This window comes from Sphingomonas sp. CARO-RG-8B-R24-01 (assembly GCF_022662295.1).
In the GTDB taxonomy this organism is placed as follows: Bacteria; Pseudomonadota; Alphaproteobacteria; order Sphingomonadales; family Sphingomonadaceae; genus Sphingomonas.
In genome coordinates this window covers 170885-192588 of sequence record NZ_JAKNQI010000008.1, presented here as the reverse complement: position 1 = coordinate 192588, position 21704 = coordinate 170885, and the positions used below count along the sequence as shown (strand labels likewise).

Below are 21704 nucleotides of genomic sequence, written 5' to 3'. Positions count from 1 at the left end.
CCCAAGAACTGGTAGAGCGAAGCGTACGACCCTATATCGTACAGACGGCCGGACCGGCATCGTAGATGCTTGCAGGGCTGCTTTTTGGTCTCGCCGATCGCCCCTGAAATGCTAGCAAGGGGGCTCGTCCCCCGAGTCGAACGAAGATCGAACGGATCGGGAACGAATGTCGTGTCCGATCCTGTGACTTTGAGACGTAACCAGGGGCGGGACAATGGATTTTCGGGATACCGAGGAAGTGAAGACGGATATGGCAACCGACACGATCGAAGCGCTCGCGACGAGCGCCCAGGCACCGAATGCGGCCGACCGCAACGGTGCCGACCGCAAGCTCGAAGCGCGTGGGGATTCCAAGGAAGTCCACGTGCAGCTGTATCCGGTCGAGGTCGATCACTCGCGTGACGCGCTGCTGACCGATTTCGGCAAGGAGACGCTGCGCGACCGCTATCTGCTGCCGGGCGAGACGTTCCAGGACTTGTTCGTCCGCGTGGCCTCTGCTTATGCCGATAACGAAGCGCATGCGCAGCGGCTCTACGGCTATATCTCGCGCCTCTGGTTCATGCCCGCGACGCCGGTGCTGTCGAACGGCGGCACCGGGCGCGGCCTGCCGATCTCGTGCTTCCTCAACTCGGTCCCCGACAGCCTCGGCGGGATCGTCGATACGTGGAACGAGAACGTCTGGCTCGCCTCGCGCGGCGGCGGGATCGGCACTTATTGGGGCAACGTCCGCGGCATCGGCGAGCCGGTCGGCCTCAACGGCAAGACCTCGGGGATCATTCCCTTCGTGCGCGTGATGGATTCGCTCACGCTCGCGATCAGCCAGGGCTCGCTCCGCCGTGGCTCGGCGGCCTGCTACCTCGACGTGTCGCACCCGGAGATCGAAGAATTCCTCGAGATTCGTAAACCCTCGGGCGATTTCAACCGCAAGGCGCTCAACCTCCACCACGGCGTGCTGATCACCGACGCGTTCATGGAAGCGGTCCGTGAGGGCAGCGAATGGACTTTGGTCAGCCCGAAGGACGGTTCGGCCCGCGCGACGGTCGATGCACGCTCGCTGTTCCAGAAGCTGGTCGAGACGCGGCTTGCCACCGGCGAGCCGTACATCGTCTTCGCGGATCACGTGAACAAGGGCATGCCGCGCCACCACCGCGAACTCGGGCTCAAGGTGTCGACGTCCAACCTGTGCAGCGAGATCACGCTGCCGACCGGGACCGACCATCTCGGCAACGAGCGCACCGCGGTCTGCTGCCTGTCGTCGCTCAACCTCGAGACGTGGGACCAGTGGAAGGACGACAAGGGCTTCATCGAGGACGTCATGCGCTTCCTCGACAACGTCCTGCAGGACTTCATCGACCGCGCCGAACCCGGCATGGAACGCGCGGCGTATTCGGCAATGCGCGAGCGCTCGGTCGGCTTGGGCGTGATGGGCTATCACTCGTTCCTCCAGGCGCGTGGGTTGGCGTTCGAGGGCGCGATGGCGAAGTCGTGGAATCTGCGCATGTTCAAGCACATCAAGGCGCAGGTCGACGAAGCGTCGATGCACCTCGCGGTCGAGCGCGGGCCCTGCCCCGACGCGGCGGATCGCGGCGTGATGGAGCGGTTCAGCTGCAAGATGGCGATCGCGCCGACCGCGTCGATCAGCATCATCTGCGGCGGCACCTCGGCGTGCATCGAGCCGATCCCGGCGAACATTTACACCCACAAGACGCTCAGCGGCTCGTTCTCGATCAAGAATCCGTATCTGGAAAAGCTGCTGGTCGCCAAGTCGAAGAATTCGGACGCGATCTGGAACTCGATCCTCGAACAGGGCGGGTCGGTCCAGCATCTCGAGTTCCTCGACGTCGAGGAGAAGGATTGCTTCAAGACCAGCTTCGAGATCGACCAGCGCTGGCTGCTCGAGCTCCAGGCGGACCGCACGCCCTATATCGACCAGTCGACCTCGCTCAACCTGTTCATCCCGGCTGACGTCGAGAAGTGGGACCTGTTGATGCTTCACTTCCGCGCGTGGGAACTGGGGATCAAGTCACTCTATTACCTCCGCTCCAAGTCGGTGCAGCGCGCCGGTTTCGCGGGCGGGGTCGAGAACGACAACACGATCGAGAAGCCGCAATACGAGTTCGAGACGACCGACTACGACGAGTGTCTCGCCTGCCAGTAAACCATGCCGGGCACGACCGTCGACGGCGGCGTGCCCCCCATCCCGCGGCCTGAGCGCGGTCGTCCTCCAGGGTCAGCGCGACCGTTCCTCACCAAGCAACCGACGATAGTGGTGCTCGGGGCCGCCATAGGTGTCTCCGGCCAGCGCGATCAGCGTGGCGCGGTCGCGCACGATCACCCGCCCGCGCACCGCGCGGATCGCCTGTTGTTCCTCCAGCCGGTGGAGCGCGTCGGTGACGCTGCTGCGGCGCACGCCGAGCATCAGCCGAAATTCCTCGTGCGTCATGCTGATATCGTCCTCGCAGACGCGGTCGTGATAGAGCAGGATCCACCGGGCCAGCCGCCGCTCGACCGGATGCGCCAGCGCCGAGACGATCGTCCGGCCCATCTGGATCATGAAGACCTGGACGAAGCGTAACAGCGTCACCCGCAGCGTTTCGCTCCGCGCGGCCGCCGCCAGCAGCACGTCCGCCGGAATCCGCAGTGCCTCGCCGTGTTCGGCGCGCATCACGATGTCATACGGCGAGCGGTCGTCGCCCAGCAGCGGCGGCCAGCCGACGAACCCCTCCGCGCCGACCAGCCCGACCGCATAACACCGTTCCCCTTCCAGCGCGTCGAGCACCCCCGCGATGCCCGCCTCGAGAAAGCAGAAGCTCTCGACGGCGTCGCCCGCGCGCAGGATCACCTCGCCGACCGCGAACGGCACGCGCGTGAGATGTGGCTGGAGCAGCCCGAAATCCGCATCGTCCAGGCGGCTCAGCAGCCGGTTGCGGGTTTGCGCCCGCGTGATCGGTACGGCGCGCTCGATCGGATCTGGGGTGGCGGTGTTCACATCCATGCCATTCCATAAAAGGCTTCCCGCCATACCGCCAATCCGCTCTCTGTTCGGTTCCGTACAGAAACAACCACGGGTGCGTAGGTGTTGCTGCCTCCGAAGATACAGGAGAACCCATGACCTATTCGTTGAAGCGCGCCCTGTCCCACGGGGCGGTCGCGAGCACCCTGGCGATCGCATTGAGCCCGCTGTCGGCCCAGGCGCGCCGCGCGAACACCGCGCCGCCACCCCCGCCGCCCGCACCAACCCGGGTCCAGCCGCCCAAGGCCGCGCCGGACATGCAGACCGTGCTCGATGCGCTCGCGTCGCTCGGCGGAAAGCCGATCGAGACGCTGACGCCCGCCGAGGCGCGGCAGCAACCGTCCGCCGCGGACGGCGCGAAGGCAGTGATGGCGAAGCGCGGCATGCCGACCACGCCGGACGCAAGCGTGTCGACGCAGGATGTGCCTTATGGCGCGGATGCGATGCAGTTCGCGCGGGTCTACAAGCCCGCCGCCGCACCGGCCGGTCGCCCGTTGCCGGTCGTGGTCTATTATCACGGCGGTGGCTGGGTGATCGCCGATGTCGCGACCTACGATGCCGCCCCGCGTGCGATGGCCAAGGCGCTCAACGCGATCGTCGTGTCGGTCGAATATCGCCACGCGCCCGAATTCAAATTCCCCGCGCAGCATGACGACGCCGCGGCCGCCTATCGCTGGACGTTGCAGAACGCGGCATCGTGGGGCGGTGACCCTAGGAAGATCGCGGTCGCCGGCGAAAGCGCGGGCGGCAACCTTGCGGTCGCGACCGCCATCTATGCCCGCGACAACCACCTCACCGCGCCGCTCCACATCGTCTCGGTCTATCCGATCGCGAACAGCAGCATGACGCTGCCGTCGCGGCGCGATTCGGCGAACGCCAAGCCGCTCAACGCAGCGATGCTCAAGTGGTTCGGCCATTACTATCAGGCGACCCCGGCGGATGCGCAGGACCCGCGGCTCAATTTGGTCAAGGCCAATTTGCGGGGCTTGCCGCCGACGACGATCATCAACGCGCAGATCGACCCGCTTCGTTCGGACGGTGAGACGCTGGCGACCGCGATGCGCGCGGCTGGCGACACGGTCGAGCAGCGCACCTTCCCGGGCGTGACGCATGAGTTCTTCGGCATGGCGGCGGTCGTCCGCGGTGCCAGGGATGCCAATGACCTGGCGGTCGCGCGCCTGAAAACGGCGTTCGCCATGGCCCCACGCGCGCGTTGAGCGCGTTCAGGCAGGGGTGGCACGCTCCACCCCTGCCGATTTGTCTGCCCTGCAAGGAGTATTTGCAATGTCCCCGATCCGCTACAGCCCCGCCGTGGAAACCGTGCAGCCCGACGAGACCGAGACGGTCGCCGGCCTGAACGAAGCGTTCGACATCATCCTGGAGCGGACCGCCGAGGATTATGGCCATGCCGTTCGCTCGGTCCACGCCAAGTCGCACGGCCTGCTGGAGGGCGAGCTGGAGATTGACGGGAACCTTCCGCCCGAACTGGCGCAGGGCCTGTTCGCATCGCCGGGCAAGCACAAGGTGCTGTTGCGCATGTCGACCAACGCGGGCGATATCCTGCCCGACGTGATCAGCCTGCCGCGCGGCATGGCGATGAAGGTGTTCGACGTCGCGGGCGAACGGCTGCCGGGATCCGAAGGGACCGCGCAGGATTTCGTGATGGTCAACGGTCCGGTCTTCGCCGCCAAGACCGCCAAGAAATTCCTCGGCAACCTCCAGCTGCTCGCCAAGACGACCGATCGGCTGGAGGGCACCAAGAAGGTGGTTTCAGCGGCGTTGCGCGGCGTTCGTCACGCGTTCGAGGCGGTCGGTGCGGAGGCGCCGGCAGCGGTCAATTCCATGGGCGGCGCGCCCAATGTCGAGCCGCTCGGCGAGACCTATTACAGCGCGACCGCCTTCCGCTTCGGTGACTATGTCGCCAAGTTCAGCTTGGCCCCCGTCGCGCCGGCGATGACCATGCTGACCGGCAAGGAAATCACCATCGACGGGCGTGAGAATGCGATCCGCGAGGAAGTGCAGAAGGAAATGCGCGACATCAGCGCGGAATGGGAATTCCGCGTGCAGCTCTGCCGCGATCTCGATGCGCAACCGGTCGAGGATGCGACCGTGCTGTGGGACGAGGCGGACACGCCGTTCATTCGCGTCGGCACGGTCCGCGCAGCACCACAGGACAGCTGGAGCGATGCGCACGTCCGGAAGATCAACGAGGAAACCCGCTTCAGCGTGTGGACGGGGATCACCGCGCACCAACCGCTCGGCAACATCAACCGGGCGCGGCGCGATACCTATCGCCATTCCGCCGACTTCCGCGCGCGCACCAACGGCTGCCCCTATCACGAGCCGACCGGGCAGGACGGCTGATCGAAACCCGAACATAGCATTCAAGACCAGGCAAATGGAGACGACCATGACGTTGGAAGGCAAGAACATCGCGATCCTGATCGCACCGCGTGGCACCGAGGAGCCCGAATTCGCCAAGCCCAAGGCTGCGGTAGAGCAGGCCGGCGGCACCGTGACCGTCATCAGCCTGGCGACCGACGACGCGCAGTCCGTCAACAATGATCTCGATCCGGGCGCGACCTTCAGCGTCGACAAGGCGATCGAGGATGTTTCGGCGGACTCGTTCGACGGCCTGATCATCCCGGGCGGGAGCGTCGGCGCCGACACGTTGCGCGGATCGAAGGCGGTGGTCGCGTTCGTCCACGCCTTCTTCGCGCAGGCGAAGCCGGTTGCTGCCATCTGCCACGCCCCCTGGACGCTGGTCGAGGCGGACGTGCTGAAAGGCCGGACGGTAACCTCCTTCCCGACGCTGCAGACCGACATTCGCAACGCCGGCGGGACATGGGTCGATCAGGAGGTCGTCGTCGACCAGGGGCTGATCACCAGCCGCACCCCGGACGATCTGCCCGCTTTCTGCGCCAAACTCGTCGAGGAATTCGCCGAGGGCAAGCATGCCGAGCAGGCGGCCAGCGCCTGAACCCGCACGGGTCCCGGGAACGGTCGCAACCGTTCCCGGGATCCCCTAGCGCTGCCATGCCGTCATACGCTGGCCGGCATCAGCGGCAGCAGCAACGCAAAGCGTGCGCCGCCATCCGCGCCGTCGCCGATCTCGATCCGCCCGTCATGCAGGTCGACGATCCGCTGGACGAGCGATAGCCCGATCCCGGCACTGTCCGAGCGCAGGTGATCGGCCCGCCAGAAGCGCTGCGTCAGCAAGCTGCGATCGGATACCGTGATTCCCGGGCCTCGATCGGTCACGACGAGCGCGCCATTCGCGCACACCGCAACCTCGATCGCCGTTCCGGCGGCGGTGTGCCGCACCGCATTGGACAGCAGGTTGGTCAGCGCAATGTCGAGCAGCACGCGATTACCGCGAACCCGGACCGGCGCGTCGGGGGCCACGAACGCGACCGGATGCCCGCTGGCCAGTGCCATCGGCGCGGCCTGGGCCAGCGTGTCGCGAGCCAGCGCGACCAGGTCGACCGCGACCAGATCCTCATCCGAAATCGAATCGAGCCGCGCCAGGTCGCGCAACTGCGACACGACGTGCGACATGCGATCCGCCTGCGCCAGCAACGCCGCCCGCAGCGTGTCGTCCGCGACGGCGTCAAGCCGCACCCGCAGCGTGGCGAGCGGCGTGCGCAGTTCGTGGACGACGTTGCCGACGAACTCGGCCTGCGCGGCGAAGCTTTGCTCGAGCCGCTCGACCAGCCCGTTGGTCGCATCGACCAGCGGGCGGACCTCGGTCGGCAGGCCCGTATCGGCCAGGCGGACGTGCAGGCTGCGCGGCCCGATCGCCGCCGCGCGATCCGACACCTGCCGGACGGACCGCACCAGCCGGGCGATCAGCACGCTGTTGACCACCGGCAGCAGCAGCAGGATCGGCAGGAGCAGCGCCAGGTAGCGCGTCAGGAACGCGCGGGTGATGTCGTCGGTGATGGCGCCCGGGCGCGTCTCGTCCTGCGACACCAGGATCCACAGCGTTGCGCCGGACAGGCGTACGGGCACGCTGACGATCACATAGCCCGCCCGCCACAATGATCGCGCCGTCCGGCTGCGCGGGACCGCTTGCCAGGGAACGCCGCCCGCGTGGCGGCTGAACGCGACCGCTCGTCCGGTCGCCGCAACGATCGCGAAGGCGCGGCCGTCATAGGTGCTCGCATACAACGCCTCGAGCGCGGGGGGGAGCAGCAGGTGCCCGGCGTCGGACCGCGCCTGGGTCAGTTCGGCGGCGATGCTCTGTGCCTGCGCGACCAGCAGTTTCTCCTGGTAGATCGCCTTGGTCCGTTGCAGCACCGACCCGGTCAGCAGCGGGATGAGGATCGCCGCGCACAGGATCGCCACCCCTTCCAGCAACAGGATCCGCGCGATCAGCGACCGCGGCCAGCCGAACCTCATGCCGCCGCGCGCAGCATATAGCCCACGCCCCGGATCGTCTCGATCACCACGCTCGCCCCCGCCTGTTCCAGCTTGCGCCGCAGCCGATGGACATAGACTTCGACCGCATTCGACCCGAGCGTTTCGGACAAGCCGAACAGCTGGTCCTCGATCAGCGCCTTGACCACGACGCGGCCGGGCCGCTTGAGCAACAGGTCGACCAGTTCGAGCTCGCGCGCGGACAGCGTGACCACACGCGCCTCTACCGTCAGTTCGCGCGCGACGGAGTCGAATCGCACGTTGCCGACCGTCAGCTCGGCGCCCGCGAAGCCACCCTGTCGCCGCAACACCGCGCGCAACCGCGCGACCAGTTCCTCGACGTCGAACGGCTTGGCGAGATAGTCGTCGGCGCCATGGTCGAGACCGCCGATCCGCGCCGCCGTATCGCCGCGCGCGGTCAGGATGACGACCGGCACCGGGTCCTGCCGCGATCGCAGGGTGCGCAGCACGTCCAGCCCGTCGGCATCCGGCAGGCCGAGATCGAGCACCACCGCACTGTAGCGTGCGGCCCCCAGCATCAGCAGCGCGTCGTCGGCGGTCGCGGCGTGATCGCTCGACATGCCGCGCCGCGCGAGTGCCGCCGCCAGCGCCTCGGCCAGTTCCCGGTCATCCTCCACCAACAACAACCGCATCGACCCGTCCGAACCTGCTTGAGCGAAAACCCTCTTGGCAAAACCCTCGGGCCAGAAATAGGTCTGTAAGCCTGCTGTAAGCCTAGCCGCCTAGTGCGCCGGCTCCATCAGCCCCGCAAGCGAGTTCGAGACCGAGATGACGGCGACGACCGACCACACTATCGCCTTGCCACAGACCAAGCGGCTGGACCGACGTGCCCAACTCCGGCTGCTGGCGATCGCCGCAGCGCTTATCGTAGCGATCTTCATCGTCATCGCGATCATCGGCGCGGCGACCAAGCCGGCCGAACCGGTGACCGAGAAGACGCCGCCAGGCGCCTTTGCCCCGACGAAGGAGCAGCTTGCCGGAATGAAGCTGACGGTCGTGCGCGACGGGTCGACGATGGGCGGGATCCAGGCAACCGGCACGATCGCGGTCAATGGCGACAGCAGCACGCCCATCCTGCTCCCCTTCTCGGGTCAGGTCGCCGCGGTGTTCGTTCAGGCCGGGCAGAAGGTCACGCGAGGGCAGCCGCTGCTGCGCATCGCATCGCCCGATTTCGTCGAGGCGCGCGACCAGTTCCTGACCGCCAGCGCGCAGCGCGCGACCGCCGCCGCGCAGGTCCGCATCGCGCAGGACACCGCGACCCGCCAGGCCGCGATCTACCAGACCGCAGGCGGCGCGTTGAAGGATTACCGCCAGGCGCAAAGCGACCTGGTAACGGCGCAGTCCGCGCTGCGCTCGGCCGACGCAGCGCTCGCCGCGACGCGCGACAAGTTGTCGCTGCTCGGCAAGGGCGCGACCGAAATCCGCGGGCTGCAAACGGGCGGCGATTCGATCTCGGCGCAGACCGTTTACCGCGCGCCGGCGTCGGGCGTGGTCGCGACCCGCGACGTCGCGCCGGGCCAATATGTCACCGCGGGCGGCGACAAGCCGATCATGACGATCGCGGATGCCAGCCGCGTCTGGCTGATCGCGCAGCTTGCCGAAGGCGATGCCGCGAGCGTCCATCTCGGCGACCGTGCGCGCGTCACCACACCCGCCTATCCGGGCCGGGTGTTCGACGCGGTGATCGACAATGTCGGCGCAGCACTCGACCCCGCGACGCACCGCCTCCCCGTCCGCGCCACCGTGCGCAACGACGACGGCGCGCTGAAACCGCAGATGTTCGCGAGCTTCACGATCGAGCGGCGCAGCGGCGCGCCGACCGGAATCTACGTCCCGTCGGACGCGGTGATCCATGAAGGCGACAAGGCGGTCGTCTGGGTCGCCGGCCCCAAGGGCTATCTCTACGCACGCCCGGTCCAGGTCGCGGACAGCACTGACGGCGTCGACCATATCGTCGCTGGCCTGAAGGCGGGTGAGCGGATCGTCACCTCGGGCGCGTTATTCGTCAACGAAGCGGGGCTCTAAGGTGAACGGCATCGTCGGCTTTGCGCTGCGCCAGCGCATCCTCGTGCTCATGCTGCTGGTGGGGCTGATCCTGGCCGGCGGGATCGCTTTCTACAATCTCAACATCGAGGCCTATCCCGACCCGGTCCCGCCGATGGTCGAGGTGCTGACGCAGAGCAACGGCGTCTCGGCGGAGGAGATGGAGCGCAACGTCACGATCCCGGTCGAGGTCGCGATGGCGGGCGTGCCGCACATCACCTCGGTCCGCTCGATCTCGCTGTTCGGCCTGTCCGACGTGCGGATCCAGTTCAGCTACGATTACACCTTCGCCGAAGCCGAGCAGCGCGTGCTCGGTCGCCTGTCGCAGCTCGGCAACCTGCCGGGCGGCGCGCAGCCGCAGATCTCCCCGACCAGCCCGATCGGCGAAATCTACCGCTACCGCATCTCCGCGCCCAAGGGCTATTCGGTGATGGACCTCAAGACGTTGCAGGACTGGGTGCTGCAACGCCGGTTCAAGCGTATCCCGGGCGTCGCGGACGTGACCGGCTGGGGCGGCAAGCTGCGCACCTATGAGGTGGTGGTCGACAACGACCGGACGGTCGCGCACGGCGTGACCGTCTCGCAGGTGCTCGCCGCGATCAGCAAGGGCGACAGCAACGTCGGCGCGCAAACGATCAACTTCGGGTCGCAGGCGGCGATCGTCCGCGGGGTCGGGCTGATCCAGTCGACCGATGCGATCCGCAACGCGCTCGTCACGACCAATGCGGGCAACCCGGTGCTGGTCAAGGACGTCGCGACGCTGCGGATCGGCAATGCCCCGCGGCTCGGCATCGCGGGCGAAGGCGCGGACGACGACATCGTCATGGGCATCGTGCTGATGCAGCGCGGCGCGCAATCGATGCCGACGATCAACGCGGTCCAGAAAGAGGTCGAGACGATCAACGCATCCGGCATCCTGCCGCCCGGGGTCAAGCTCGAGCGGATCTATGACCGCTCCGAGCTGATCGGCGTCACCACGCACACCGTGATGCACAATCTGGTCGAGGGGATCCTGCTGATCTTCGTGCTCCAGTGGCTGTTCCTCGGCAACCTGCGCAGCGCGGTGATCGTCGCGCTGACCATCCCCTTCGCGCTCGCGTTCGCAGTGCTGATCCTGACGGTGCAGGGCGAATCCGCCAACCTGCTGTCGCTCGGCGCGCTCGATTTCGGGCTGGTGGTGGATGCCAGCGTCATCATGGTCGAGAACATCTTCCGCCACATGGTCGAACGCTCCGCCGCGATTGAAAGCGGGCACGGCCACGCCACCCCGGCGAGCCGCTTCTCCGCGATCCTGCACGGATCGAGCGAAGTCAGCCGCGGGATCTTCTTCGCCGCCGCGATCATCATCGCGAGCTTCATCCCGTTGTTCACGCTGACCGGGGTCGAGGGGCACATCTTCGGCCCGATGGCGAAGACCTATGCCTATGCGATCGCGGGCGGGCTGATCGCGACCTTCACCGTGTCGCCGGTGCTGTCCGCCTTGCTCCTCCCCGATTCGCTCGACGAGGTCGAGACCTGGGTCGTGCGCAAGCTGCGCGCGATCTACGAACCCGCCGCCGCCTTCGCCTTGTCGAACCGGATCGTCACGCTCGGGGGTGCGGCGCTGTTGCTCGTCACCGCACTGGTGGGGATGCGCTCGCTCGGGATCGAATTCCTTCCGCATCTCGAGGAAGGCAATCTCTACATCCGCGCGTCGCTGCCCGGGTCGATCTCGCTCGAGGCGGGGCAGCCGTCGGTCAACGCGATCCGCGACATGATCGCGGCCTATCCCGAGGTCCAGCGCGTCATCTCGACGCATGGCCGCCCCGATGACGGGACCGACGCGACCGGCTTCTTCAACGCCGAATTCTACACGCCGCTCAAACCTGCCGACCAATGGCCCGCGGGCGTGACCAAGGAAACGCTGACCGCCGAGCTGCAATACCGGTTGCAGGCGCGTTTCCCCGGCGTCGACTTTGAATTCTCGCAATATATCCAGGACAATGTCGAGGAAGCCTCGTCGGGCGTGAAGGGTGCCAATTCGGTCAAGGTGTTCGGCCCCGACCTCGCGACGCTCCAGCATATCGCCGAGCAGATCCGCGACCAGATGGCCAAGGTCCGCGGCGTCGCCGATCTCGGCATCTCCAACTCGCTCGGTCAGCCGACCGTCCAGATCGACATCGATCGCGGCGCGGCGGCACGCTATGGCCTGACGCCCGACGACATCAACACCGCGGTCGCCGCGTCGATCGGCGGGCAGAGCAGCGGCGACCTGTACGAGCGCGGGACCGACCGGCACTTCCCGATCGTCGTGCGATTGAAGGACGCGCAACGCGACAGCCTCGAGGCGCTGCGCCGGATCACGATCGGCGCGCCGTCGCCGAGCGGGACCGGGTCGATCCAGGTGCCGCTGTCCGAAGTCGCCAAGGTCCGGCTGACCACCGGCGCGTCGTTCATCTACCGCGAGCATCAGGAACGCTACGTCCCGATCAAGTTCAGCGTCCGCGGGCGCGATCTCGGCGGCACGGTCGACGAGGTCCAGGCGCGGATCGCCAAAAACGTCACGCTTCCGCCGGGCTACAGCCTCGAATGGGCGGGCGAGCTCGGCAGCCTGACGAGCGCGGTCAACCGGCTCGAGGTGGTCGTGCCGATCAGCCTCGCGCTGATCCTGGTGCTGCTCTACGCCAACTTCTCCTCGGTGCGTGATACGCTGCTCAGCTTCAGCGTGATCCCTATGGCGATCATCGGCGGTGTGCTCGCGCTCGCGCTGACCGGGACCGCGTTCAGCATCTCGGCGGCGATCGGTTTCGTCGCGCTGTTCGGGATCGCGGTGATGGACGGTATTCTGGTGGTAACGACCTTCAACCAGCATATCGACCAGGGGTTCGACCGCGACGCCGCGATCGCGAGCACCGTCCAGACGAGCCTGCGTCCGGTCGTGATGACGTGCCTTGCGGCTGCGATCGGGCTGCTTCCCGCCGCCGTCTCGTCGGGCATCGGAAGCCAGGTGCAGAAGCCGCTCGCGCTCGTCGTGGTCGGCGGGATGGGGCTCGCGCCGATCCTGATCCTGCTGGTGCTGCCGGTGCTGATCGGGCGTTTCTCGCGCCACGTCGGCCCGGAGGATCGCGGCGCGCACGGGCGCGACGTCGGGCACCGCCCGCATCCCGCCATCCCGCAGGGAGAACCGGCATGAAGCGTGTCACGCTCGCTGCGCCGTTGTTGCTGATCGGCTGCACGGTCGGTCCGCAGCATCCGACCACCGCGCTGTCGATGGCCCCCGCCGTAGCGCCCGAGCAGATCGCGCCGACACATGGCCCGGCGCAGACGATCGCGCCGGGGGCAAGCCTCGACGCAGCCTGGTGGCATGCCTTCCGGAACCCGGCGCTCGACGCGCTGGTCGCGCGCGCGCTGGCGGCCAACAACGATCTGGCGGTCGCCGACGCCACGCTCCGGCAGGCCCGCGCGCAGCTGGTCGTGACCGCCGCGGCTGGCAAGCCGCAGGTCGATGCCTCCTATCAGGTCGAGCGCGCACGCGTGTCGAACGCGCTGCAAAGCCCGCTCGCGGACCAGAACCAGAACCTCTACACGCTCCATACCGCGCAGGTCTCGGTCACCTATCCGCTCGACCTGTTCGGGCTGCAGCGCAACCGCAGCCGCTCCGCCCGCGCCGCGGCGGAGGTCGCCGCCAACCGCCTGCTGGCGGCGCGGACGACGGTGGTCGGCAATCTCGTCCTCGCGGTGATCCAGCAGGCCTCGCTCGCCGCGCAGATCGACGCCGCCGCCAGCAGCGTCTCCGGCAACCGCGACATCCTGCAACTGTTGCAACGCCGCCAGGCGCTGGGGGATATCGGCGCGGCGGACGTCGCCGCGCAACAGACCGTGCTGTCGACTGCCGAGGCCGCGTTGCCCCCGCTGATTCGCCAGCGCGATCATCAGCGGACCCTGATCGCGCTGCTACTCGGAGTCGCGCCCGGCGCGCCTTTGCCTGAACTGCCACGGCTGGACGCGCTGGCGCTTCCAGCGACGCTGCCGGTCGGCCTGCCCGCGCAGATCGTCGCCGCGCGCCCCGACGTTCGCGCGGCGGAGGCGCAGATGCGCGGCGCCGGCGCCGATCTCGGCGTGGCGATCGCGGCACGGCTGCCCAATATCTTGCTGACCGCGACAGGGGGCAGCAACGCGGTGGATTTCGGCGGGTTGTTCGCCAGCGGCAATCCGTTCTGGGCGTTGATCGGCGGGGTGACGCAGCCGATCTTCCACGCCGGCGCGCTGCGCGGGCAACAGCGCGCGGCCGAGGCGGCGTTGGACGGCGCCAAGGCGCAATATCGCAGTGCCGCGCTGCAGGCATTCGCGGATGTGGCGGACAGCCTGTCCGGGCTGCGCACCGATGCCGCCGCGCTCGATGCGGCGACTCGTGCGAACGACGCGGCGACGCAGAACCTCGTCTTCACCCGTCGCCAGCTGTCGCTGGGCGGGGTTGGCACGCTGACCGTCTTCAACGCGACGACCGCGAGCGCACAATCGACCGCATTGCTGCTCCAGGCGCGCGCCGCCCGGCTGGCGGATACGGTCGCGCTATATCAGGCGGTCGGCGGCGGCGTGACAGTCGAGGACGCTACGCGACAGTCGCACTGAAGCGCGTCATCCGTCGATGACCCAGACCAGGCACGGCCGGGCACGGCCGAAGGCGGTCGCATGCCCGCGCCCTGCCTCGCCCGCAACCGGCCCGGCGATGCCGCATGGCCACGGCGCGCGCGAACGGCGGCCCATCGGACGGTAGCCGATCTTGTATCTCGCGTGCCGGGGTAACACTACCCGTTGCGCATCCACCGCGCTTTTATGAACAGTTCGATAAGTTAGCGGTGGCGCAGCACGGTACGATCCGATACGTCTGGGACACGGTCGATCCGGGGGAGTCCCGCGTGCGGGAAACCGCCGGGTAATGCCCGGACGGCGCGGTATTCGGAGAAGACAAGTGCATCGGTCAGCGGCGTACCGGCTATGCGATGCGGGTTTTGTGGGACGGGTGTCTGCTGCCGTCGATGGCACATCAAACGTGCGCGCTGATGCCCCTGCCCTTGTGGCATCTGGCAGGCCGCCGAGATCGAAGGACATTGGGGTGACTGCTGCTGCCGCTTTCCACGGATACGACGCTTGCAAGAACGAGAGCATCCGTGCGTCGATCGTGTCGGGCGGCGTGTCGGGCAAGAAAAAGGGCACCGCATGAGCGATGCCCTTTTCGTGCGGACCCGTGCGGCGTGCGCGGGCCAGCCGCCGTTACTTCTCTTCTTCGAACGTCACGGCGACGTCGGCATTCGCGCTGAGGCGGACCTTGCCGTCCTCGACATCGGCGACCAGGCCGAGCGAGATGAAGTGATGATGGCCTTCATGGCTGCCGGTACCCTCGTTGACTTGCGCGCCCGAGTCCTTCTTGGTCAGCTTGATGCGGCCACCCTCGACGTGGTCGACCGTGCCGACATGGACGCCGTCTGCGCCGATGACTTCGGCATGTTCTTGGATCTGCGATGCGTCGACCATGATGGTAGCTCCTTCGTTACGGTTGCGGATCCCCAACGCGCGCCCGACCGATTCGATGCAAGGGCCATCGCATGAAGATGACGCGATCCGGCGTCGGCGGCCTGGCGATCGCGGCGGCGCTCCTGCTCGGCGGATGCGCGCACCAGGCAGCGAGCGCGATCGCGCCGGCGGCCCCTGGCTTCCTGCTGGGCGTGTGGCACGGCTTCATCTTCCCGGTCGCCTGGGTGGTGTCGCTGTTCGTTCCCGACGTGGCGGTCTACGCCGTCCCCAACGACGGCGGCTGGTATGATTTCGGCTATTTCGTCGGGATCGTCTTCCTCGGCGTCGGCTCGCACCGCACGCGCACGGTCTATGTCACGCGGGTGGTGAGGCGATGACCATGGCGATCGCGATCATGTATGTGGTAGCGGCGGTGTTCACCGTGATCGGCGCAGGTTTGCTGCTCGCGCTGCTGCGCCCGGCTGGCGAGGGCAAGGTCTATGCGTTCCGGATGGTCGGGATCATGGCGCTTGCGCTGGGCATCGTGCTGATCATGTCGGCAAGCGCGATGTGGCGCTGGAGCGTTGCGGCGTGACGGTCCGCCCCTTCTGGCTCCGTGACCCCGTCACCGCTTCCTTTCTGCGTTGCCCCATGCCACCCTTGTTTTCCCTTTTTGTTCCGGAGTAGCCCCCATGTCCCTCACCGAAGCCCGCAAGCAGTACAAGCCGTTCGAATACCCCTGGGCGTTCGATTTCTGGAAGCGCCAGCAGCAGATCCACTGGATGCCCGAGGAAGTGCCCTTGGGCGAGGATTGCCGCGATTGGGCGCAGAAGCTCAGCGACCATGAGCGCAACCTGCTGACCCAGATCTTCCGCTTCTTCACCCAGGCGGACGTCGAGGTGCAGGATTGCTATCACGAAAAGTACGGCCGCATCTTCAAGCCGACCGAGATCAAGATGATGCTGGCGGCGTTCAGCAACATGGAGACGGTGCACATCGCCGCCTACAGCCATCTGCTCGACACGATCGGCATGCCCGAGAGCGAGTATGGCGCCTTCCTCGAATATAGCGAGATGAAGGACAAGCACGATTACCTGCAGACGTTCGGCGTCGATTCGGACGAGGACATCGCCAAGACGCTCGCGATGTTCGGTGGCTTTACCGAGGGGCTGCAGCTGTTCGCGTCGTTCGCGATGCTGATGAACTTCCCGCGCTTCAACAAGATGAAGGGCATGGGGCAGATCGTCACCTGGTCGATCCGGGACGAATCGCTGCATTGCGAGGGGATCATCAAGCTGTTCCACGCCTTCTGCGCGGAACGCGATTGCATGACCAAGTCGGTGCGTGACGACATTGCCGACATGTGCCAGCACACCGTCCGGCTCGAGGACAATTTCATCGACCTCGCGTTCGAGATGGGTCCGGTCAACGGGATGACGCCCAAGGAAATCAAGAAGTACATCCGCTACATCGCCGACTGGCGGCTGGGGCAGCTCGGCATGAAGCCGATCTACATGATCGACGAGCACCCGCTGCCGTGGCTCGCGCCGATGCTCAACGGCGTCGAGCACGCCAACTTCTTCGAACAGCGCGCGACCGAATATTCCAAGGCGGCGACGCGCGGGAACTGGAACGAAGTGTGGGACGGGTTCGACAAGCGCCAGAAGGCGAAGGCTGGGCCGTCGGGCATGGTGTTCGCGAACGAGGATTCGGACGCGGGGGACATGTTCTCGCGGGCTGGGGTTGCGGCAGAGTAAGTTGCCTTGAGGCGGAGGATTGGCGCTAGCTAATCCACCGCCTGGGGCGCGATCGGCCGACGGCGCGGGCTTCGCCCGCGCTCGATCCGAACAGCTCATACGAACGTGGGCCATCAGATCCTCGGAAGTTTGGGTCTTCCCCGGCGAAGGCCGGGGCCCAGTCGAGGAACGCCTGAAAGCCACGCCGACGGAAACTAGCCAACGCTCTCGCTACTGGGCCCCGGCCTTCGCCGGGAAAGTAAGGCCGGTTACTAGATACGACTGACCAGCACCGCCCCGGGCCGTCGCCTCGGGCGATCGGCATGCTGTTCCCACGCGGCTCCGCTAGCCGCTCACCGCAACCAAGACAAAACAAACGGCCGCCGCACCCCGCTCGTCCCGTTCGGCACCGCCACGTCGATGTCCTGCCGGTGGAACTGGCGGTACAGCACCACGCTCAGCACCGCGGCATAGAAACACCACACCGAGGCGAAGGCATAGCCCTTCACCAGATGCACCACCGTCAGCCCGATCACGTTGAGCACCCCATATCCCCGCACCACGCGGTGGGTCGACAGCAGCAGCGCGCCGCACGTCGCGAGGATGTAGAGCAGCGACACCCACAGGCGGCTCGTCACCGGGTTGCTATAGGCGATCGAATGCTGGTCGATCACCGCGCAGGTCGGCGCGATCACCAGCCCCGCCATGTCCCACGCGAACACCACCGCGCCCACCCCCGTCAGCACGAGGACCGCGCGCCGCCGCCATCCCGGCGGCTCCATCAGCGCGACCGCGGTCGGCATCAGCAGCGGGAGGATGCCGATCGCGTAGAGGCTGAACAGGAACACGCTGTGATCGACCGCATAGCGCCCGAGCCGCCCCTCGAGCGACAGCCACACCAGCCCTTCCGAAAACTGGTGGAACGCGAACAGCAAGGGCACGCTCGCGAACAGCAGCGCGCGTGGTTCGCGGACGTGGCGCAGCGTGGCGACGCCGATCGTGGCGAGCACGGCGGCGGCGGTGAAGCTGGCGGTGGCGGAGAAGCACATGGTCGGTCCCTCGGGCGCGGAACCGCCGGGGCCTGTGTGGGGGGATTTGGGTTGGGTGGGAAGGGCCGTACTTCTTGAAGCCCCTCCCCTTTAGGGGAGGGGTTGGGGTGGGGCAGTCCAGCAGAACCCTGCTCTCTGCAAGGCACTTCCCCACCCCAACCCCTCCCCTGAAGGGGAGGGGCTTAAGTGTAACCCTACGCCCGCGCGCCCTCGACCACGCCGCCCGAATTATGCCGCAGCGCCTTCAGCACCGTCTCGACGATCGCATCCGCATCCAGACCCGCCTCGGCATATTGCGCCTCGGGCTTGTCCTGATCCTGGAACACGTCGGGCAAGCGCAGCGTGCGCAGCTTGAGCCCTGCGTCGATCAACCCGGTGTCGCTCGCAAAGGTCAGCACATGCGCGCCCAAGCCCCCGACCGACGATTCCTCGATCGTCACCGCGACCTCATGCGTGGTCAGCAGCTTGCGGATCAGTTCCTCGTCGAGCGGCTTGGCGAAGCGCAGATCGGCGACCGTGGTCGACAACCCCTTGGCTTCCAGCGCGTCCGCTGCCTTCAAGGCCTCGCCGAGACGAGTCCCCAAGGCCATGATCGCGACCTTGTGCCCCTGGCGGACGATCCGACCCTTGCCGATCTCGAGCCGCTCGGGAACCTCAGGCATCGCCACGCCCGTGCCGTTGCCGCGCGGATAGCGCACCGCGATCGGCCCGCTGTCGTGGAGCGCCGCGGTGTGGGTCATGTGGACCAGCTCGGCTTCGTCCGATGGCGCCATCACCACCATGTTGGGGAGCGTCGCGAGATAGGTCACGTCGAACGACCCGGCATGAGTAGCGCCATCCGCGCCGACCAGACCGGCGCGGTCGATCGCGAAGCGGACCGGCAGGTTCTGGATGCAGACGTCGTGGACGACCTGGTCGTAGGCGCGCTGGAGGAAGGTCGAATAGATCGCGCAGAACGGCCGCATCCCCTGCGCGGCGAGGCCCGCCGCGAAGGTGACCGCATGCTGCTCGGCGATGCCGACGTCGAAGAAGCGGTCGGGATACGCCTTGGAGAAGCCGTCGAGCCCGGTCCCCGACGGCATCGCCGCGGTGATCGCGCAGATCGTCGGATCGCTCTCGGCTTCCTTGAGCAACTGCGCGCCGAACACGTTCTGGTACTGCGGCGGCCCCGGGGGTGCCTTGGTCTGGACGCCCGAGATGACGTCGAACTTCTGGACGCCGTGATATTTGTCCGCCGCGGCCTCGGCCGGGGCATAGCCCTTGCCCTTCTTGGTCACGACATGGACGAGGATCGGGCCTTCCTCCGCATCGCGGACATTCTCGAGCACCGGGATCAGCTGCTCGAGGTTATGCCCGTCGATCGGGCCGACATAATAAAAGCCGAGTTCCTCGAACAAGGTCCCGCCCATCGCGAGGCCACGCGCGAATTCGTCCGCCTTGCTCAGGCTGGAGGCGAACGGGCGCGGGAGCTTCTTGGCGAGCCGCTTGGCGAGTTCGCGGAAACCGAGGAACTCGCGGCTCGACACGATGCGCGAGAGATAGGCCGACAGCCCGCCAACCGGCGGCGCGATCGACATGTCATTGTCGTTCAAAATCACGACCAGCCGGTTGCCCGCCTGCGCCGCATTGTTCATCGCTTCATACGCCATGCCCGCGGACATCGCGCCGTCGCCGATCACCGCGATCGCCTTGCCGGGCTTGTCCGCGATCTTGTTGGCAATCGCGAAACCGAGCGACGCCGAGATCGAGGTCGAGCTATGCGCCGCGCCGAACGGGTCATATTCGCTCTCGGAGCGCTTGGTGAAGCCGGACAGGCCACCGCCCATGCGCAGCGTGCGGATCCGGTCGCGACGCCCGGTGAGGATCTTGTGCGGGTAGCATTGATGCCCGACGTCCCACACGAGGCGGTCGCGCGGCGTATCGAAGACATAGTGAATCGCCACGGTCAGCTCGACCACGCCGAGCCCCGAACCGAGGTGCCCCCCGGTCACGCCAACGGCGGCAATCGTTTCCTGCCGCAGCTCGTCGGCAAGCGCACGCAACTCTGTGGCAGGGAGGGTCCGCAGATCCGCGGGAACATTGACCGTATCGAGCAACGGTGTCTTATGAGAGTCAACCATCGGACCTGTTTAGCGCCGCTGCCGCACGCTGTCGATTGCTCCAGATCGCTTCTGTCATATCGCGACATTTTCTTGACGCGCGTTGCAATCGCGCACGACAAGGATGCCATGCGCGACTTTTCCTACCGCACGGCGACCGAAGCCGACATTCCCGCGATCGCCGACCTGATGGAACGCGCCATCCTATCGCTGCAGACCGCCTTTCTCGACCCCGATGCGATCGCGGCGAGTCGGCTGAGCATGGGGCTCGACACACAACTGATCGCCGACCGGACCTACTTCCTTGTCGAGGAGGCGGGTGCCCTGGCGGGCTGTGGCGGCTGGAGCTTTCGCGCGACGCTGTATGGCGGGGATACGAGCGCGGTCGCACGCGACGTTCGAACGCTCGATCCGGCGAAAGATCCCGCACGGATTCGGGCGATGTACACCAACCCCGATTTCATCCGGAGCGGCGTCGGCCGCTTGGTACTGGCCTTGTGCGAAGATGCGGCGCGAGCCGCCGGCTTCAGGCGCGCCGAACTGATGGCGACGCTCGCAGGCGAGCCGTTATACCGCGCATGCGGCTATACCGAGATCGAGCGGGTCGCGCGGATGGCGCCGGCGGGGCCGCCGGTGCCGGGGGTGCGGATGGGGAAAGCGCTGGGGTGATTCACAATTTAAGCAGCGATCACTTTTAATACCAATCACTTCCCCGGCGAAGGCCGGGGCCCAGGAGCGGGCCGTCGATGCTCTGGCGCTGCGCTCTCTGACGACCACCTTCGCTACTGGGCCCCGGCCTTCGCCGGGGAAGCGGCAGGGGTAGGTCGACGCCCCCCGCTACGCAGCCTTCGCGGTCGCCGTACATGCGGCACATGTGCCGCGCACTTCGATCACCGGGCGTTCGGGCGTGAAACCCGCAGCTTCCGCGGCAGTCCGCACCCCCTTGGTCAGCCGGTCGTCATCCAGATGGACGATCTGCCCGCAGGAATCGCACACCAGGAAAATGCAGTCGTGCAGACAGTCTGGGTGGGCATTGGCGATATAGGCATTCGCGCTTTCGACCCGGCGGGCGAGGTTCGACGCAACGAACAGGTCGAGGATGCGGTACACGCTGTTAGCCGCAACCCTGCGCCCTTCGGTCTTGGAAACCGCCTCGGCGATGTCATAGGCCGAGGCCGGCTTGTCGAACCCCGCCAGCGCGCGGAAGATGTTGGCCCGCATGACGGTCCATTGCTCGCCCGATCGCTCGAGCGTCGCCTGCGCCGCCACGGCCAGATCGGCGTCCTGCGGGTGATAATGTCGATGCGTCGCCATGGACGGGAGATAGCCCCTGCCCGGCCCGGCCGCAATGTCCGGCCGGAATTCGCTCAGCAGGCGGCGCGACGGTTGAGGTCGTGCCCGAGTGCGAGCGTCGCCACGCCGATCAGCGTCCAGATCGTTTCCAGGCCATCGCCATCGTGCGGCAGCGAGATGGCGCCCGCCATCATCCCGAGTCCAGCCGATCCGACCACGGCGGGCATCATATAGCCATGCGTAAAGATCCCGCGCCCCAGCGCGAGCACGCCGAAACCGATCGCGATCGTCAGCCCGATCTCGTGGAACAAAGGGTTGAGCAGCAGCCCTCCCGCCGATGCCGCGAGCGCCAGGAACACCGAACTCGCGATGCAATGCACCACGCACAGCCCGGAGAGCCCGATCGCCATATTGTCGAATCGCTGCTCGATCCAACGATAGACAGGAAAAGAAGCGAGCGTCGTCATGCTGAGCGGCATGTGGCATGACCCACGCCAAGTTACAACATATCATGGTACTCTTTTTTGCACGCCGGCTG

19 protein-coding genes are annotated in these 21704 nt (G+C 66.9%); 11 read left to right on the top strand and 8 right to left on the bottom strand.

From position 1 onward, the window contains the following. The first annotated feature begins 214 nt into the window (after positions 1 to 214). Positions 215 to 2158 (top strand): ribonucleoside-diphosphate reductase subunit alpha, encoded by a 1944-nt coding sequence (locus L8G49_RS16250; protein ID WP_242186775.1) that lies wholly within the window; start codon positions 215 to 217, stop codon positions 2156 to 2158. Positions 2159 to 2230: 72 nt separating this feature from the next. On the opposite strand, the gene L8G49_RS16245 is transcribed toward L8G49_RS16250, so the two are convergent. Then, positions 2231 to 2995, bottom strand: a complete 765-nt coding sequence (locus L8G49_RS16245) for a Crp/Fnr family transcriptional regulator (RefSeq protein ID WP_242186774.1) — start codon at positions 2993 to 2995, stop codon at positions 2231 to 2233. Between the two features lie 113 nt (positions 2996 to 3108). Here L8G49_RS16245 and L8G49_RS16240 point away from each other — a divergent pair, with 113 nt between their 5' ends. The 3 genes from L8G49_RS16240 (at position 3109) to L8G49_RS16230 (ending at position 5993) form a co-directional block, all read left to right on the top strand. After that, positions 3109 to 4230, top strand: coding sequence for an alpha/beta hydrolase (locus tag L8G49_RS16240; protein ID WP_242186773.1), 1122 nt, complete (start codon positions 3109 to 3111; stop codon positions 4228 to 4230). 67 nt (positions 4231 to 4297) lie between these two features. After that, positions 4298 to 5377, top strand: coding sequence for a catalase family protein (locus L8G49_RS16235; protein ID WP_242138406.1), 1080 nt, complete (start codon positions 4298 to 4300; stop codon positions 5375 to 5377). Between the two features lie 46 nt (positions 5378 to 5423). Further along, positions 5424 to 5993 carry a type 1 glutamine amidotransferase domain-containing protein gene (locus tag L8G49_RS16230; RefSeq protein WP_242186772.1) on the top strand — a complete coding sequence of 190 codons (570 nt, stop codon included), beginning with the start codon at positions 5424 to 5426 and terminating at the stop codon, positions 5991 to 5993. Positions 5994 to 6055: 62 nt separating this feature from the next. Here L8G49_RS16230 and L8G49_RS16225 read toward each other — a convergent pair whose 3' ends face one another. Both L8G49_RS16225 and L8G49_RS16220 read right to left on the bottom strand, forming a co-directional pair. Next, positions 6056 to 7414 carry a HAMP domain-containing sensor histidine kinase gene (locus tag L8G49_RS16225; RefSeq protein WP_242186771.1) on the bottom strand — a complete coding sequence of 453 codons (1359 nt, stop codon included), beginning with the start codon at positions 7412 to 7414 and terminating at the stop codon, positions 6056 to 6058. Further along, complete coding sequence (locus tag L8G49_RS16220) at positions 7411 to 8085, bottom strand: response regulator transcription factor (RefSeq protein ID WP_242186770.1); 675 nt, start codon at positions 8083 to 8085, stop codon at positions 7411 to 7413. Before L8G49_RS16220 ends, L8G49_RS16225 begins: the two co-directional genes overlap by 4 nt. A 136-nt stretch (positions 8086 to 8221) precedes the next feature. Here L8G49_RS16220 and L8G49_RS16215 point away from each other — a divergent pair, with 136 nt between their 5' ends. Genes L8G49_RS16215 through L8G49_RS16205 form a run of 3 tightly spaced genes read left to right on the top strand, consistent with a single transcriptional unit; the run spans position 8222 to position 14107 of the window. Next, positions 8222 to 9478 carry an efflux RND transporter periplasmic adaptor subunit gene (locus tag L8G49_RS16215; RefSeq protein WP_242186769.1) on the top strand — a complete coding sequence of 419 codons (1257 nt, stop codon included), beginning with the start codon at positions 8222 to 8224 and terminating at the stop codon, positions 9476 to 9478. 1 nt (position 9479) lies between these two features. Next, positions 9480 to 12668, top strand: a complete 3189-nt coding sequence (locus tag L8G49_RS16210; RefSeq protein ID WP_242186768.1) for a CusA/CzcA family heavy metal efflux RND transporter — start codon at positions 9480 to 9482, stop codon at positions 12666 to 12668. Further along, positions 12665 to 14107, top strand: coding sequence for an efflux transporter outer membrane subunit (locus L8G49_RS16205; RefSeq protein ID WP_242186767.1), 1443 nt, complete (start codon positions 12665 to 12667; stop codon positions 14105 to 14107). The genes L8G49_RS16210 and L8G49_RS16205 overlap by 4 nt, the downstream gene beginning before the upstream one ends. Before the next feature lie 642 nt (positions 14108 to 14749). Here the strand turns inward: L8G49_RS16205 and L8G49_RS16200 are convergent. Further along, the gene (locus L8G49_RS16200) at positions 14750 to 15010 is read right to left on the bottom strand and encodes a DUF2171 domain-containing protein (protein WP_010162063.1); all 261 of its coding nucleotides are present in this window, start codon (positions 15008 to 15010) and stop codon (positions 14750 to 14752) included. 77 nt (positions 15011 to 15087) lie between these two features. On the opposite strand from L8G49_RS16200, the gene L8G49_RS16195 reads away from it, so the two are divergent. The 3 genes from L8G49_RS16195 to L8G49_RS16185 all read left to right on the top strand — a co-directional run bounded on the left by L8G49_RS16195 (position 15088) and on the right by L8G49_RS16185 (position 16746). Continuing rightward, a complete protein-coding gene (locus L8G49_RS16195) occupies positions 15088 to 15387 on the top strand; it encodes a hypothetical protein (RefSeq protein WP_242186830.1) in 300 nt (99 codons plus the stop codon). Continuing rightward, on the top strand, positions 15384 to 15584 hold the full coding sequence (locus L8G49_RS16190) for a hypothetical protein (RefSeq protein ID WP_242186766.1): 201 nt from the start codon (positions 15384 to 15386) through the stop codon (positions 15582 to 15584). Before L8G49_RS16195 ends, L8G49_RS16190 begins: the two co-directional genes overlap by 4 nt. Positions 15585 to 15681: 97 nt before the next feature. Next, positions 15682 to 16746 carry a ribonucleotide-diphosphate reductase subunit beta gene (locus tag L8G49_RS16185; protein ID WP_242186765.1) on the top strand — a complete coding sequence of 355 codons (1065 nt, stop codon included), beginning with the start codon at positions 15682 to 15684 and terminating at the stop codon, positions 16744 to 16746. Between the two features lie 332 nt (positions 16747 to 17078). Here the strand turns inward: L8G49_RS16185 and L8G49_RS16180 are convergent, their stop codons facing one another. Next, on the bottom strand, positions 17079 to 17774 hold the full coding sequence (locus tag L8G49_RS16180) for a DUF6629 family protein (RefSeq protein ID WP_242186764.1): 696 nt from the start codon (positions 17772 to 17774) through the stop codon (positions 17079 to 17081). A 194-nt stretch (positions 17775 to 17968) separates the two neighbouring features. Beyond that, the gene (dxs, locus tag L8G49_RS16175; RefSeq protein WP_242186763.1) at positions 17969 to 19894 is read right to left on the bottom strand and encodes a 1-deoxy-D-xylulose-5-phosphate synthase; all 1926 of its coding nucleotides are present in this window, start codon (positions 19892 to 19894) and stop codon (positions 17969 to 17971) included. A gap of 108 nt (positions 19895 to 20002) precedes the next feature. Between dxs and L8G49_RS16170 the strand changes: the two genes are divergently transcribed. Next, positions 20003 to 20542, top strand: coding sequence for a GNAT family N-acetyltransferase (locus tag L8G49_RS16170; protein WP_242186829.1), 540 nt, complete (start codon positions 20003 to 20005; stop codon positions 20540 to 20542). 168 nt (positions 20543 to 20710) lie between these two features. Here L8G49_RS16170 and L8G49_RS16165 read toward each other — a convergent pair whose 3' ends face one another. Then, positions 20711 to 21187, bottom strand: coding sequence for a transcriptional repressor (locus tag L8G49_RS16165; RefSeq protein ID WP_242138395.1), 477 nt, complete (start codon positions 21185 to 21187; stop codon positions 20711 to 20713). 53 nt (positions 21188 to 21240) lie between these two features. Continuing rightward, positions 21241 to 21633, bottom strand: a complete 393-nt coding sequence (locus tag L8G49_RS16160) for a MerC domain-containing protein (protein ID WP_242138394.1) — start codon at positions 21631 to 21633, stop codon at positions 21241 to 21243. Between the last annotated feature and the right edge of the window lie 71 nt (positions 21634 to 21704).